General features: G+C 52.7%; 11 protein-coding genes, 1 tRNA gene and 1 pseudogene. 6 read left to right on the forward strand and 7 right to left on the reverse strand.

Features of this window, described 5'->3' with window-relative positions; translation table 11 throughout:
- Window positions 1–354 precede the first annotated feature (354 nt).
- From AC2T28_RS24615 to AC2T28_RS24635, 5 genes are all read right to left on the reverse strand, one after another.
- Window positions 355–5721, reverse strand: coding sequence for a hypothetical protein (locus tag AC2T28_RS24615; RefSeq protein WP_486751249.1), 5367 nt, complete (start codon window positions 5719–5721; stop codon window positions 355–357).
- Window positions 5705–6241 carry a hypothetical protein gene (locus AC2T28_RS24620; protein WP_486751250.1) on the reverse strand — a complete coding sequence of 179 codons (537 nt, stop codon included), beginning with the start codon at window positions 6239–6241 and terminating at the stop codon, window positions 5705–5707. Before AC2T28_RS24620 ends, AC2T28_RS24615 begins: the two co-directional genes overlap by 17 nt.
- A gap of 18 nt (window positions 6242–6259) precedes the next feature.
- Entirely contained in the window at window positions 6260–7711 is a 1452-nt protein-coding gene (locus AC2T28_RS24625; protein WP_486751251.1) for a hypothetical protein, read from the reverse strand.
- Between the two features lies 1 nt (window position 7712).
- On the reverse strand, window positions 7713–8441 hold the full coding sequence (locus AC2T28_RS24630) for a formylglycine-generating enzyme family protein (protein WP_486751252.1): 729 nt from the start codon (window positions 8439–8441) through the stop codon (window positions 7713–7715).
- A gap of 379 nt (window positions 8442–8820) precedes the next feature.
- The gene (locus AC2T28_RS24635) at window positions 8821–9036 is read right to left on the reverse strand and encodes a helix-turn-helix domain-containing protein (protein WP_486751253.1); all 216 of its coding nucleotides are present in this window, start codon (window positions 9034–9036) and stop codon (window positions 8821–8823) included.
- A gap of 166 nt (window positions 9037–9202) precedes the next feature.
- Here AC2T28_RS24635 and AC2T28_RS24640 point away from each other — a divergent pair, with 166 nt between their 5' ends.
- The 5 genes and pseudogenes from AC2T28_RS24640 to AC2T28_RS24660 form a co-directional block, all read left to right on the forward strand.
- On the forward strand, window positions 9203–9664 hold the full coding sequence (locus AC2T28_RS24640) for a hypothetical protein (protein ID WP_486751254.1): 462 nt from the start codon (window positions 9203–9205) through the stop codon (window positions 9662–9664).
- A gap of 523 nt (window positions 9665–10187) precedes the next feature.
- On the forward strand, window positions 10188–10400 hold the full coding sequence (locus AC2T28_RS24645; RefSeq protein ID WP_486751255.1) for a helix-turn-helix domain-containing protein: 213 nt from the start codon (window positions 10188–10190) through the stop codon (window positions 10398–10400).
- A gap of 159 nt (window positions 10401–10559) precedes the next feature.
- A complete protein-coding gene (locus AC2T28_RS24650) occupies window positions 10560–12230 on the forward strand; it encodes a tyrosine-type recombinase/integrase (RefSeq protein WP_486751256.1) in 1671 nt (556 codons plus the stop codon).
- Window positions 12223–13278 (forward strand): tyrosine-type recombinase/integrase, encoded by a 1056-nt coding sequence (locus AC2T28_RS24655; protein WP_486751257.1) that lies wholly within the window; start codon window positions 12223–12225, stop codon window positions 13276–13278. The genes AC2T28_RS24650 and AC2T28_RS24655 overlap by 8 nt, the downstream gene beginning before the upstream one ends.
- 153 nt (window positions 13279–13431) lie before the next feature.
- Window positions 13432–14229 (forward strand): annotated as a pseudogene (locus AC2T28_RS24660) (recombinase family protein); the annotation flags it as partial.
- 33 nt (window positions 14230–14262) lie between these two features.
- Here the strand turns inward: AC2T28_RS24660 and AC2T28_RS24665 are convergent.
- On the reverse strand, window positions 14263–14421 hold the full coding sequence (locus AC2T28_RS24665) for a hypothetical protein (RefSeq protein ID WP_486751258.1): 159 nt from the start codon (window positions 14419–14421) through the stop codon (window positions 14263–14265).
- Here AC2T28_RS24665 and AC2T28_RS24670 point away from each other — a divergent pair.
- On the forward strand, window positions 14371–15075 hold the full coding sequence (locus tag AC2T28_RS24670; protein WP_486751259.1) for a recombinase zinc ribbon domain-containing protein: 705 nt from the start codon (window positions 14371–14373) through the stop codon (window positions 15073–15075). The genes AC2T28_RS24665 and AC2T28_RS24670 overlap by 51 nt on opposite strands.
- Here the strand turns inward: AC2T28_RS24670 and AC2T28_RS24675 are convergent.
- Window positions 15032–15108: transfer RNA gene (locus AC2T28_RS24675), tRNA-Met, on the reverse strand. The two genes, AC2T28_RS24670 and AC2T28_RS24675, sit on opposite strands and share 44 nt — an antisense overlap.

Genomic DNA, 15108 nt, shown 5'->3' on the forward strand with positions numbered 1-15108 from the left:
CGAACCACCAATGCAAGCGGCCTCCCGAGGGAGGCTGGTAGCGTGTTGATCTTACATGATGTTATTGGTTGCGGGAGCCTGCAACCGCCGTTGCCGAACAGAACTGCGGTGCTTTTTAGAACGAAAATATAAAAGCTAACTAATACAGACAGGCTAAAGCCCAGGTTCCTGCAGCCTTCAGAGCCACATCGGGCTTTAGAGCACCCCATCATCTGTGATTTGATGAAAGCCGGAGAATGAGAACCTCTGAAAAAGCCAACATAGAACCAGTAGAGGAATTTAGAAGGTTCGTAAGATCCACAAAAGCCCCGGCAATTGAGCCGGGGCTTGATAAGTGTTGCGGGATGCCATGCCCTACAAAATTACGATATCGTCAGTCAGCATGGAGAGGTCCGTATTCAGAACTGTTAGTGTTTCTCCGCCACCGAAATCAAACACAACGTTACTACCACTTTGCGTCGCAAAATTCAGTGCGTCCTGAGCTGTTGCCACTCCCAAGTTGCTGAATACAAGTGTATCAACATTGTCCTCGAAATCATGAATGCGATCTTGATCATAACCTTGTGCAAAGTGGAAATGATCTTCGCCAGCGTTGCCAACAAGAAGATCGTTCCCTGCGCGGCCATGTACCTGGTCATTGCCAGCGCCCCCCCAAATGGTGTTGTTCTGACCATCACCACGCAGGTCGTCATTGTGCGCAGATCCATGCAGGTTTTCGATACTCTCATAGGTATCTCCAGCGGCTTCTCCGGTATTGAGATGGGAGGACTGAAGATCCGCCAAAACAGCTGAACTGGCCTGGTGATACTGAGCCCGGTCTGTGCCATTGCCACCAACCAATTGGTCCGCACCGGTACCGCCAAAGAGGATATCGTTTCCCTCGCCTCCTACCAATCGGTCGTTTCCATCGCGACCGTACAGGTGGTCATTGCCAGCGCCACCCCAGATGGTGTTGTTGTTTGCGTCGCCCAGCAAAGTGTCATTGCCGCCTCCACCATACAGATTTTCAATGCTGATATAGGTATCTCCGGCTGCAGTGCCTGTGTTTGTCGATTGGTCTTGCAAATCAGCGCGTAGCCCAGGGTCAGTAGAGTAGTATTGGGCGCGATCTATTCCATCGCCACCATTCAAGATATCTGCACCGCTACCCCCCCAGAGAATATCGTTGCCCGCACCGCCAAGAAGATGATCATCACCATAACGACCGTGGAGATGGTCATTTCCGTTCCAGCCCCAAAGGGTGTTGTTCTGGCCATCACCGCGCAGGTCATCGTTGTGCGCAGATCCGTGCAGGTTTTCAACACTATCATAAGTATCTCCTGCAGCTTCTCCAGTGTTGAGATGGGAAGACTGAAGATCCGCCAAAACAGCTGAACTGGCCTGGTGATACTGCGCCCGGTCTGTGCCTTCGCCACCAATCAATTGGTCCGCACCGGTACCGCCAAGCAGGATATCGTTTCCTTCTCCTCCGTCCATACGGTCGATTCCGGAGCCGCCATAAAGCGAGTCATTTCCTGCCCCGCCAAACAGATCATCATTGCCGCCTTCGCCTACCAACGTATCGTAACCATCTGCGCCCCAAAGGACGTTATGACCACTGGTCCCATAGATTCTATCATTGAAATTTGAGCCATAGGCATTCTCGACACTTACGAAAACATCGCCTGCAGCCTCACCATAATAGCTTGCAGCATCGACATTGTTTAACCGCAAGTACACACCCGAGGTTGCATCAGCAAAACTGGCGGTATCGATACCGTCACCACCATCTAGGTGATCAGCACCAGCCCCACCGTTGAGAGCATCGTTTTCACCGCCGCCAAATAGGCGGTCTGCCCCTACTCCGCCGTACAAGATGTCATTATCATCATTCCCAGCTAAGGTGTCATTTCCATCATCACCGTACAGGGCATCATGACCCAGACCACCTTCGAGGCTATCATTCCCGGCTCCACCAAGAAGGTAGTCGCTACCAGAACCGCCAGCGAGATAGTCATTTCCAGCGTCACCGGCCAACCTGTCATCACCATTGTTGCCGCCAAGAACGTCATCACCTTCGTCACCAACGAGAACATCACTCCCGTTGCCTCCATTCAGCGTGTCGTTGCCTTCTCCACCTGACAGACGGTCAGCACCATCTTCACCGTTTAGCGTGTCGTTGCCTACATCACCATATAGATAGTCAGACCCAGTCCGCCCATTCAGCAGGTCATCGCCATTGCCACCCCGCATCGTATCGGATCCGGCGCCACCAATGAGCTGGTCATTGCCTTCGCCGCCGATCAATACGTCAGCTCCGTCATTACCAGTCAGGGTGTCGTTACCATCACCGCCATTCAAGAGATCCGAACCTGCACCACCTTCCAGCGCATCATTCCCAGCTTGACCAGCGACAACGTCACTGCCTGCACCACCCGAAGCCGTATCGTCTCCCAGACCAGTGCTGATAACATCAGATCCATCGCCACCGTCTACGGTGTCGTTGCTACCAACCGTCGTATGAGGAGTGTTGATGTAATAACCGGCGCCCGTGTTGTCTGACTGTATGGTGTCATTCCCCGAGCCGCCGTTTAAACTGTCGGCAGTTCCCGCGTACCCATAGATAACAGCATTGGGATCAGTCTCCTGGATATGACGGGCCCAGTAAAATGTCTCACTATTGTCCGCAGTCGACGATGTATTAGCAAGATCGACAACCGAAGCCGATCCAGCCAAGCTGTCCAGCCAGCTATCCCACTCCACCTGGGTCATTGCCCCAGAGAGAACACTGTCAGTTCGGCCTGCGCCACGGCCATTCTGGATATAGTGCCGCGTGGCAGCTGACAGGTCAGTTCCAAAAGCATCACGCAGATCACCGTAGTTTCTCAGGTATTGCTCGGCGTCAAAGTCTCCAGTGTTTCGCCCTTCATTCCGTCCATGATTGATGTAATGCTCAGCGGCGACGCGCAAATCGAACCCGTAGACCGAAAAAACATCTGGGTTTGCCGCCAGATACTGCAACGCGTTAAAGCTTACAGACCGCGAGCCCCCACCGGAGGCTCCATAATTCTGCCAATGCACGCTCGCCGCATTTGCGTCGACACCGATGGCGTTAATTAAGTCGTCATAAGACGCCACATAGGACAGGCTGAACTCTTCGCTTGTTTGGCCATCCAGATGTGACCAATAGGTCTGGTTTGTGCCACCTGTAAACTGAACCTGCTCCACATCCTGTACTTGGATGTAGGTGTTTCCGGACCAGAAAAGGTATTGACCAGTCCCATTGTAATAGGTGGTAAAAACGTCTTCTTCATAATCTTCTTCGTTCCGGGAAACAATTATAGTCCCTGTCAGTACCTGATAAGGTGTCTCGACATACTCCCAGTTCCACATATCGGCATGTCCGTTCAGGATCAGCCTGTCAGCGCCGGTGCCCCCCTGCACCACATTGTTGCCAGAATAGTTGTACAGACGGAAAACATCATTGCCCTCTCCGCCCTGGAACACATCGTCACCTGCGCCGTCATAGAAATCATCAGCGCCTGCGCCACCAACGGCCAGGTCATCCCCAGCGCCATCATAGAACCGGTCATTCCCATCGCCACCATACAGGCTGTCGTCACCTTCGTTGCCAATCAGGGTATCAACGCCAGCTCCGCCGGTAATATTGTCATCACCACTGCCGCCAGCAAGGGAGTCATCCCCCTCATCACCGTTCAGCAAATCATCGCCGCTGCTTCCCCAGAACACATCGTTTCCGGCGCCACCAAACAGCATATCATCACCGCTACCGCCGTTCAGGTTGTCATTGCCGTTGCCGCCAAACAGCACATCATCACCAACTTCACCACGTAGAACATCATGGCCGGTACCGCCATAAACCATATCGTCTCCGGCTCGGGCGTTTATGGTGTCATTGCCTCCATCACCTGACAGCACATCGCCAACATAACTCGCGTTCAGAAGATCGTTGCCATCCCTACCATGTAGCGCAACAGAAACCCCTGCATACCCGGCAGTGAAGGTATCGTTCCCCTCACCTCCGACGACAGCTTCAAATCCATTGGCCTGTAGATCGAAGCTAACGCCCAATGTTCCGGCATAGATGGCTGTGTCGCGACCAGAACCTCCCTCAACAATACTGTCAAGGTCGTCGAAGAATATCAGATCGTTACCAGCACCGCCTCTTAGCTGGTCTTCGCCGCCATCACCCGACAGCATATCATCCATATGGCCACCAGTGATGATATCAACGCCGTTGCCTCCGCTGATCTGGACGGAGCGAGTGTGACTGGTAGCATCTAAGATATTGTTACGTGAATCTCCCTCGGCTCCGTCCAGCCAGTCGCTAACCAGATTCAAATTAGCAGAACCAGCCCCATCCAGAACCGCGTAGTTCAGTGCTCCACCACTTTCAAATTCGATGGAGTAACCTGTGGCGGTGTCTACACGACGCCAACCTTGTGAGCTGTAGCCTAGGGCGACATCTCCTACGCCACCTTCAACGACGTCGCCGTCGCGAATAAAAGAAGCGACCCCCAACAACGTGTTGCCGGAGACGGATACATCGTTTGTGGTGTCATCGTAAGCAGTGTTATCATCGTAAGTGAGGTTGATTTGGCTAAAGCCCAACTCTGCCAGCGTCCGAAGTTCACCTGCATCTGCGACACCGTTTGAGTTTGCATCCTGCCAAACACGGAGTTCGTTCCAAACGGTATCTTCCGATGACAGGACACCATCCCCATTCCCCCCCAACTCAGCTAAGCTATCAAACATTGCAAGAGCCTGCAGATCGGTCATTCCAGGGGTGGGGGCCCATTCTGTAAACGCAAGCTCTTGGGTCATGTTAATTTGCCCATCGCCCTCGCCGCGAGTGCCATCAGCATTAAGATCTATCACCAGAAAAGCGTCATCTGGGTGGACCCAAGAGGTTTGTTCCTGAAAACCATCTGCATCCATGTCGAAAGAAACGGAGCGGTTAGCTTCAATTTCTATGCCGTCCCCATCCATGTCGAGAATGATTGGTTTTCCGCTCCCCTCAGTATCGCCTTCTCCAGTAGGATTCTGGTCTCTCCATCCCACTCCATCATTGTGATCGCGCCAGTTTGGAACTCCATCGCCATCTCTGTCGCCACCCCAATGTCCTTGATTGGTGTAATCCTCATCGCGCCAATCCGGCGTGCCGTCTCTATCCGCGTCGCGCGGAGGTAGAGGTTCAGGTACATAGCTGGACCTCAACGTCGCAACTCCATCAATGTAGGGAACTGACCAAGAATAAGTACCGGTCGCAGGATCATATACTCGGGTCAACCCTTGATCAGTTTGAACGACATTTCCAAATTCATCGAACACAAACTCTGACTCGCCGGAAAGCGTCACGATCCCACGATCAGGAGTGATGAACGTGTCACCATCAGCAGAAATATATCCGCCATTTGGTGTACGGAACGAGTCGTTATGAACCCTTATCCCATCAGCGACATAGGTATGATGTTTCGCCACCTCAAAATTATAGGTTTTCCACCCTGACTTTGGGGCTGCTATTTCCCGCCCTGTTAATCCAGCTGCGATTAGGTGCTGCGGAGGCTCCGAAGCATAGGCTTGCACTGTAGATGCTTGAGTTTCAAGTTCAAATACCTCTAGTTCATTGCCGATATAAGCCAGTTCCTGGGCGTTGAATGTCAAGGGATCTGAGCTGACAAGTGAGGTCGAATATTTTTTAACGTCAAATTGATTTTGCATAACTTCCCCCAACAAAGCGGTAGCCGCGCTTTTTGATAAACGAATGAGTTCTTTGCAATTCCACGCCCGAAGTGACGTGGAACAAGATTTCCGAAGATTTTCGCGCTTGCGACCAGGTTTCAGCGCCGCGCAAAAGCCCCAGCGCCACATAACCACCATTCAGTTTGTGGCGAACCTTGGGACGAACATTCAGGTTGTGAATTGTTGTAAGTAACGCCTCCGCGCCGATGTGGTATTCGCCGATAGAGCAGTACAGTGCCCCTACGAGTTGGGTGGCATCCCTACACAGCAAAATGCCGCGCCGCTTGGTGTCCTCCATACTGCGCAGGATAATGGCTTCGACCTTTTGCGGCGCAAAAGGGATATGGGAAAATCGGCTTTCCTCATGGGCACAGCGCGCCAAACTCACAAGCCCCTGAATATCGGTGAAGGATTGATCCAGCACCTCAAAGCGAAAGCGATTGCGCAGAGATGTTCGCCCGGTGCGCTTGCCGTCACGCAAGCCAAAACAGCTGTTCATATGTTCATTACCCTAAATTCAGTCCAGCGGTTTGGCGAATTCAACAGGACCTATCACCGGAGCATCCGGGCGATCTGCAAACGCAGACGGAATGTTCGGCACAAGTCTCGGCGTTAGCCCTGGATCCGAAACAGTTGCATCCACTGCAGTAAGCGGCGCTGGCAGTTTCGTGCCAATACCTTCCCATTCATCGGCTGCGTAGATCTCTGCAAGCGTGACACTAGAGCGCTGCAAAATATAGTCTTCCGGAGCAGGCAAATGAGCAGTTAGCTCCCAGCGGAACGGCATTTTGCGACCATCAGGTGATCGCACAAGTCCATCTTCGGTTACGGTCCCTCCGCTCACCTTTATCAATTCCAACACGGATGTATCCTGCCCGTCTTGCAGTATGACACGTGTTCCTAGCCGAACTTTGCGCGCTTCTGACACTTTCACGCGACCATTGGGTTGTTTTTCGCCCACAACCGAAAGCACGAATTGGTCTTCGAGCGAGCCAACTTCACAATTGGTTGCCGCGCGGATCATTGTGCCGCAGTCATGCATAATCGCACTATCGGTGCGCAGAATGTCCATGAGCGGGACGTGCTGGCCTTTGAATTTGCCATCGGCGCAGTAGTAGGCATGGCCTGGTGTTACGCCGACCCCCCAGAAATCAAGAATATGGGTCGCCTCATTGCGGAAGGTGTGCTCCACATGACCGGGCCTAAGATTGCCATCGTTGTCGTAGGACAAAACGATATCACCTGCCGAAACTTCCTCAATCGGCTTCTCCCAAACATCCGAAAGAACACGCTGTTCGTCGTATGTGCCGTCCGCGCATGGTTTGAGTGACGAAACAAGAGGCCACATCTGAACTGAGGTGCCGGAAAGAAAGCACTCGGTGAGAGTTGGATCAGAGAAGTAATTCACCGTTGGCGTCAAGCTAGTCAAATAGTTCTCAGGTAACGTAACTAGGTGCCATACATCATCTATTAGATAGGAATAATTCACCATACCCGGCGGCACGGGAAGAATTTGAGCGCCGAATCCAAACGTTACTTCAACGGCAAGATCCGTCTCAACTCCATACTGAACAAGTATATCCCCATCCGCATTCCATGAAACTCCTGCTGACGGTCCCGCCGCTCCTTGAACCCCTCCCGCAAAACCAAGCAAACCTGTGGCGGGCCCAGTAAATGTGAAGCCGCCAAATTGGGCCGCACCAGGCAACGGAGATCCAACCCCGGCAGTCAAACCGGAGTACGAAATAACATAACTAATACCTGTTATTTGATCGTAAGCATATGCAAGTTGTGTTTCACCACCCAAAACTACGGCACCGCCAGTGAGGCCTGCATAAACTCCAATCGTACGGGATACTTCGGGATCGATGTTGACCCCCCGTTCGACAAGTGAACTTCTAATTTCATCAATATTTTGATCATAATATTCTCTGAGGGCTCTTGCCTCAGATAAATTGACTTCGGTCATACTATCTTCCCTTTACAGATCTTACGATCCGAATTCCTATTTGTGGTGATCCAAAATCATTTGGTATTCTCGCGCGAAAGTACGGATTCAATAAGAAATCAGGTGCTGAGTAATATCCGCCTTTAACTATACGGTACGCGCAGTCCTCCTCCTGGAATGCAGTCCCATCAGAAGGAATAGTTGAGAGTTTCGATTGGAAACAATCTGAAACCATCTCGGCCAAATTTCCGACAGTATCCCGAACTCCGAACTCATTTTTGCTGTTCCGTCCTACTTCATCTAACTGATCAGAAAAAATATTTACATTCGGAAGTCGTCCAACTGTGCGCCAAGGGAATGCATCGTCTATGCCAGCGAGCGCTGCAACCTGCCACTCGGCTTCGGAAGGAAGTCGGTACGGTAGTTCATATTTCGATTCTAGCCAAGTTACGAATAAGTTCGCCTCTTTGTATGTGATTGAATGCACCGGAATATACGAGTTTTCCTGCTCTCCTCTGAGCGGTGGACAAACACTATCGGCAATACATTCGGCATAACTTCCAACAGAGATTTCGCTTTCTGAAATACAAAACTCTGCCACTTGAACAACTCTCACGTCACGAGATTGATTGCTTCGCAACGGGCGAATTTGAGTACTGTCGGAATGAATAAATACTTCCGGAAAAGCCCCACCGTCGCATGATTTAGCAGAAGCTGCATATAATCTAGAGGCGCTCACAAAGGCTAACATCAAGAATAGTAGAAAAAGAAAATTTCGGCTTTGAAACACAGGTAGTTGTCCCAATGGGGTTATTGATCTTCCGTAGCTGGATATTAGATGCTGTCAAATATGTCACGCCCTTATTTGGTGTTTCTTTTCAGGAAACAGGAGGTTTTAATTTTGGAATCAATCCCATACGGCCTTTCAATACCTTTAGGGAACATTGCGTTTTGTCTGATTTCTGCCGTTAAACGGGTTTGACCCGCACGGCAGCGGTGGGCCTGTTCTGACGTTTCGAGAAATCAGAGGCAGCAACTTTGCAAAGGAGGCTACTTGGCAAAGAAGCCTTTGGTGCAGACCGCAGCGATTGACCATAACCACCAAATAGTTGCCACAAATGCCACTGATTTCAATTCAAATTTTTTGATATCTCTTTGGCTATTGTCTCAACGACATTACTAGGATCAACCTCTAACTGTTGCAAAATGAAGACCAACTCCACGACATCAAGGCGGCGTTCCCCGAGTTCGTATTTTCCAACATATGAAGGTGGTTTTTCCAGCTTCTGTGCCAGTATAGCCTGAGACAGCCCTGCCTCCTGCCGGAAACGAACCAGTTCTTTCAACAAATTTTGATATGCTTGTGTTCTGACAGCGCCTGCCACTGCTCATGCCTCTATGCTTCTGGACACTAGCAGCTACCCCTGTTATGGGATTAACCCCAAATTGGGGGTGATGAGGTATTTCTCACGTTCACTCCAGATCTAATTGGTCATGCAAAGGAGACGTTAAGTGCAAGTTGCAGTGCAAAAAAGACCACCGCTTGTAAACCGAACCGAATTGTACGGCGAACACGCAGAGGACATACTCAGCACGCCATATGTTGAAGAACTCCTGCGAGACCGGGCAGCCTATATGTTCATTACAGGTCACTTTCCTTCACACCTTCGTCGAAAGACAACTCAGTACCTCCGGCAGATCAGTTACCACTACAAACGTCCGACAAGCTTCGATGGTCGCTTTGGGCGCTCGAAACTCAGAGATGACGCGGTTCGGGCTCTGAGGCTGAACCAACACGATATGGTTTTGGCAGTTCGGGCCAAAATCAGTGAGGGTTACTTCATCCAAGAGAGCCGTGGATTAGGGTCACGCAACGGGTTCTCAAAAATCTTCATGTTCACGGTCAAGGACGGCGTCTCCCTAAACCCGATCACGGTGACCTTGCAGGGGGCCATAAAGGAAGGCTGGGACTAACGGCCCTCCACGCGAGGCATCCAGTCCTTCAAACTCCTGCTTCTTCGCAACCGATTTTAGAACATCCCTGAGCTTGATTTCATCAAAGGATGTGAGACCTCCCCCAAATAAATGGCGGTCAACTTTCAATCCGTGAGTTTTCCCGAACGCTTGCAATTCTCGAGTATGAAGTCATAGGTGAACATCACTATTAACCCTCCAGCTTGAATGCTGGGCCACAGGGAGCAGTTCTTGGGCATTTCGCGCCTAAGCAGCACTCGATGGCAATGATCGTGGTCTCTTTTGAGGCCGGTGGTTTGCCGTCTGGAGAATACTCCTGACTTAGACCTGATACGATCATTGTCACGGGTGGTGCTGTAAAAGGAACCAGTCCGATGACAGGTGCATCGAATGCTCCCAAAGGCGTTACTTCCACCTTCGCCGCTCGCAAACAACTTCTTGAACTTGTGCGCCTTTTGGCACGCCAAGCAGCACGTTCGGATTTTGCAACCCGTTGCAACACGCAATCCGGGGAGCTGGCACAATGACGGACCTTCCTTTCCCTTCGAACGCAATTTACCTGAGCGTCAAGGAAGTCGCTGACCTGTTCCGCGTCTGCCCGAAGACCGTCCGGCGTTGGATCAAGGCAGGTACGCTACCAGCGACCCGCCTTGGGCGTGACTGGCGCATTGCCCGAGCCGACGCGAAAGGCCTAGCAGCCACTCATGGCAAGGGCGGATTGGCGCATGTCCTCTAATGTCCTCAATTGGGACAGTTTTTCAGGCTCTCGGGACTACGGGTACGCAAACTTCGGGTTCAAATTCACTGCCGTGGTTTCCCGAATGTCCGCCCGTGGTCCGCCACGTCCATCCTTGTCCCTCAATGTCCCAAAAACTTGAAGGCAAAGGAGAATGATATGCCTTTCGACCAATCCAACACCAAAACCCTCGCTGATGTCCTTGCAACCCTAGAAACACAAAGGTCTCTGCCCACCAATAAACGCCGTGACCTGATTTCCTCGATCAGCCGCATCGCCACATACCTGCACAGAGCGCCAAGCGACTTTCCCGCCAACACCAGTGCACTGCGTAAACTGCTGGCAAAACTCCACCCCGCCCAAGCTGGGATTACTGCCAAATCTCTGGCGAACGTCAAAGCCGACCTCGCATCGGCTTTGCAAATCACCGGTGCTATCCCAAGCGACGAGCCGAAGGCAGATCGCACGGCTGGCTGGTCCACATTCCTCGACCAAGCCGAAGCCAAGCATCAAGCCTGGTCCCTGTCTCGTCTCGCCACATATTGCTGCAACCGTTGCATTGAACCCGATGCGGTTTCGAACGACGTCATGACGGCGTTTCAATCTTATCTGGATGCCCGATTGCTGACCAAAGACCCTGCTAAGCTGTGCAAAGAGATGGCGCAGACATGGAATGGGATCATCAAGCGCAACAAACTGCCGCTTGCAGTCCTCACCTATGAGATCGGCGGGCAATATCGTTGCCGAGCTCTGTCGACCTATCCAGAAAGCCTCCAAAGGGAGATTACGGCTTATATCGAACGCCTGGCCCATGTCGATCCGTTTGACAATGATGGGCCGGTAGAACCACTGCGACCGACATCTCTGCGCAATACCCAAGCGCACCTGCGTCAATATCTGGATGGGCTGGTGTTGGCAGAAGAAGACCCCGCAACATTCACAACGCTGAAGAATGTCGTCACGTCTGAATTGATGAAGCTGTCTTTCAGGGCAATTATGAAGCGGCGTGGCAGCAATTCGATCCCTGTCGGAATACACAATATTGCGGCGACGCTCACCGCCATCGCCTGCCATTATCTGAACGCCGCCCCGTCAGAACTGGAGGCTATTCGCAACATCAAGAAGATGGCCGCTCCCGGCCCATCCGGTATGAGCGAGAAGAACCGTGAACGGCTCTTGCAATTCAATGATTGGGAGAACATCGCGCAACTGATGCACCTGCCAGTTCAATTGATGGACCGCGCCAAGGCAAACCCTACATCGTACCGCTCGGCCCTGCTGGCAATGCACGCCGCTGTAGTCGCGATCCTTTTGTCCTGCCCAATGCGGATTAAGAACCTCGCCAGTCTCGATCTTGACCGGCACCTGATCCCGCGCCGTAACGGAACCCACACAATCTACACCTTGCGGATCGAAGGGTGCGAGGTGAAGAACAACGAGCCTGTCGAGGTGCAGTTGAATCCTGCCAATTCAAGTCTGCTGCACAGATACATCAAGACCTACCGCCCGCTGATTTCAGCGGCGCAGGGAACCGCATTGTTTCCGAAGGCCCGCAACGGGACGCCACGCACTCCGGGCAATCTCAGTGAAAGCCTCAAAACGCTGATTTACAGCAAGACTGGACTGACTGTGCATGCCCACCTGTTTCGCCACCTCACAGCCAAGCTATACCTAGACGCCCATCCAGGTGACTATGAGACTGTGCGCCGACTGTTGAAGCATAAGAAGCTGCAGACAACGATGGATTTCTATGCAGAGTTGTCGAACCAGTGGGCGCATGACCGCTACGACGACGCTGTGTTGTCCAAGTGGGGAGGCGGACATGACTGATCGTATTCCCCTCGTCCTGAAGTTTGACGATTGGCCCTTGGCGGACAAATCCGCCTGGGATGCCCTCTTCGCATCGGGTGATCCCTTTGAGGATGCCGGTCCTTTCCAGCAGTGGTCCGAGGGCAGCAGCCGCAAGCGTAAACAGGGTTACGGACAGTGGTTGTCTTATCTGGTGCGCATTGATCCCGCTGCTTTGACAGCCGCCCCCACTGAGCGCATCACCGAACCGCGTGTTCGCGCCTACCTCGTTGAGTGCGAGGCTCGCCTGAAGTCCAGATCAACAGCGGGGCTCATTATGGACCTGCTGGTCATTGCAGAGGCAATGGCGTCGCATACTGACTGGTCGTGGTTGCAGACTGCTGCCAAACGCATTGGCAACAAGGCTAACAATTCCAGTCTTCCCGCACCTCATGCGATTTCCGCAACAGAGATTTTCCAATGGAGCCTCACGCGACTGGACCAGATAGACAGTGATGATCGACTATCGCCGCACAAACAGGCCATTCAATTCCGCCAAGCATTGATGATTGGCTTCTTGATTGCCCGCCCCCTACGCCGCCGGTCTCTATTGGGAATGCGGATCGGGCAGCACCTCCTGCCAATTGCAGAGGGATATGATCTGCGCTTTCAACCAGAAGACATGAAAGACAAGAAAGCTCGCAGTTTTCTGCCACCGCGAGACTTGGCCGTATCAATGGACCGCTATCTGGAATGCCATCGTCCGGAACTGCTTCGGAGAAAGGCAAGCGATGCGCTTTGGATCAACCAGTACGGTAATCCCATCACGAATGACGGTTTTTCCCGTGAGTTGCCGAAAGTGACAATGCGCCACCTGGGTATTGCCCTTCGCCCCCACGCCTTCCGCCACATTGCGGCAACATCGATTGCGGAGTTCGATCCGGAGCATGTGGGTATCATCCGTGACATCCTCGGTCATGCGACCTTGGACATGGCGGAGAAACACTACAACCGCGCCACCGGCATCTCCAGTTGCAACGGGTTGCAATCCATCGTGGAGAACATCCGCAAATCTCGTGGCTTCCCCTGACAGCTGGTGACGCACAAAACTTCAAAACGGCATCAATTCAAGTCATTGATAACAATCAATATACCGTTGCAACTTGTTGCAATCGAAAGTTGAAGACAAGTCGATTTTCGTGCTTATAATGGGGCGGGCCAAGACCATTCGGAGGCCCACCCCATGCGCGCAGCAGTCTACGCCCGCTACTCTACTGACATGCAAAATGACGCCTCAATCGAGGATCAGCATCGTCTGTGCTTGCGTCTGATTGAGGGTAACGGTTGGCGCGAAGCAGAGACCTATTCTGACCGTGGTCTAAGCGGGACCTCCCATCTGCGACCCGCATATCAACGGCTTCTGGAAGATGCACGCCGTAACACCTTCGATGTCGTTGTTGCCGAGGGCCTCGACCGGATCAGCCGGGACCAGGAACATATCGCCGCCTTTTTCAAGCAAATGCGGTTTCAGGGCATTCCGATAGTTACCGTAGCCGAAGGGGAGATTTCTGAACTACACATTGGCCTCAAAGGCACCATGAGCAGCCTGTTCCTCAAGGACCTGGCCCAGAAGACACACAGAGGCCTTGAGGGGCGTGTCCGCAAGGGCAAGTCCGCTGGCGGCGTCACTTATGGCTACGACGTGGTGCGTACGCTTCGAGCCGATGACGAGATGACAACTGGCGAGCGCACCATCAACTATGTGCAAGCCGAGATCGTCCGGGCCATCTTCAAAGACTACGCCAACGGCATCAGCCCCCGCGCTATCGCGGCCACTTTGAACAAAGATGGTGTCGCCGGTCCACGTACCGTTGGCTGGGGCGCCTCAACTATCTACGGCAATCACAAGCGCGGCACGGGTGTCCTCAATAATGAACTCTACATCGGCAGACTCGTATGGAACCGCCAGCGGTTCATCAAAGATCCCAACACCGGCAAACGTCAGGCGCGCCTAAATGCGCAGGAAGACTGGGTCATTGAGGAAGTGCCGCACCTACGGATCGTCCCCGAAGACCTATGGTCCTCGGTCAAAGCCCGTCAGGAAGCCACGCGCAATGCGGCGATCAGTGACGGGGTGCGCAAGCTCGGTCGCACCAAACGCGCCAAACACCTGTTTTCCGGCATGTTGACCTGCGGGGAATGTGGCGGCGGCGTCATTCAGGTTGGAAAGCACTACTATGGCTGTTCAGCGAGCCGCAACAAAGGCACCTGCACCAACCGCCTCACGATCAAACGCACGGACTTGGAAGTTCGCGTCCTGAGCGGTCTCAAAGACCAGCTTCTGCATCCCGATCTGATCGCCGAGTTCGTCAAAGCCTATCAGGAAGAACACTACCGCCTGACGGCCCAAAGCACTGTCGATCGGGCAAAGACCGAACGAGAACTGGCGCAGATCAAGCATCAGATCAACCGCATCGTCGACGCCATTGCCGAGGGGATGTTTCACGAAAGCATGAAGGTAAAGATGGACAGCCTAGATACGCGCAAACGCGACCTTGAGAGCGAGCTTTCTACAACCGCGCCCCTTGCCCCCATCATGTTGCATCCGAACCTGTCTGACGTATACCGCACCAAAGTCGCCAACCTGACAGAGGCATTGAACGATCCAGCCACTAAAGCGGAGGCCACAGCCATTACCCGCTCTTTGCTAGAGAGCATTCGCCTCACGCCCAATAATACGGGAGGTTTGGCCATTGAGCTTGTAGGCGAGTTAGCTGGTCTTTTGTCGTTGGGAGTGTCTCAAAACGACAAAAGCCGCCCTGAGGCGGCTAGTTCGACAGTACTGGTTGCGGGAGTAGGATTTGAACCTACGACCTTCAGGTTATGAGCCTGACGAGCTACCGGGCTGCTCCATCCCGCG

The sequence above is a fragment of the Parasedimentitalea nitratireducens genome, assembly GCF_057444295.1.

Coding starts and splice junctions, on each gene's coding strand:
- AC2T28_RS24655 (WP_486751257.1), top strand. CDS start 12,223: ATGACTGATCGTATTCCCCTCGTCCTGAAGTTTGACGATTGGCCCTTG.
- AC2T28_RS24645 (WP_486751255.1), top strand. CDS start 10,188: ATGACGGACCTTCCTTTCCCTTCGAACGCAATTTACCTGAGCGTCAAG.
- AC2T28_RS24650 (WP_486751256.1), top strand. CDS start 10,560: ATGCCTTTCGACCAATCCAACACCAAAACCCTCGCTGATGTCCTTGCA.
- AC2T28_RS24670 (WP_486751259.1), top strand. CDS start 14,371: ATGTTGACCTGCGGGGAATGTGGCGGCGGCGTCATTCAGGTTGGAAAG.
- AC2T28_RS24620 (WP_486751250.1), bottom strand. CDS start 6,241: ATGAACAGCTGTTTTGGCTTGCGTGACGGCAAGCGCACCGGGCGAACA.
- AC2T28_RS24615 (WP_486751249.1), bottom strand. CDS start 5,721: ATGCAAAATCAATTTGACGTTAAAAAATATTCGACCTCACTTGTCAGC.
- AC2T28_RS24625 (WP_486751251.1), bottom strand. CDS start 7,711: ATGACCGAAGTCAATTTATCTGAGGCAAGAGCCCTCAGAGAATATTAT.
- AC2T28_RS24630 (WP_486751252.1), bottom strand. CDS start 8,441: ATGTTAGCCTTTGTGAGCGCCTCTAGATTATATGCAGCTTCTGCTAAA.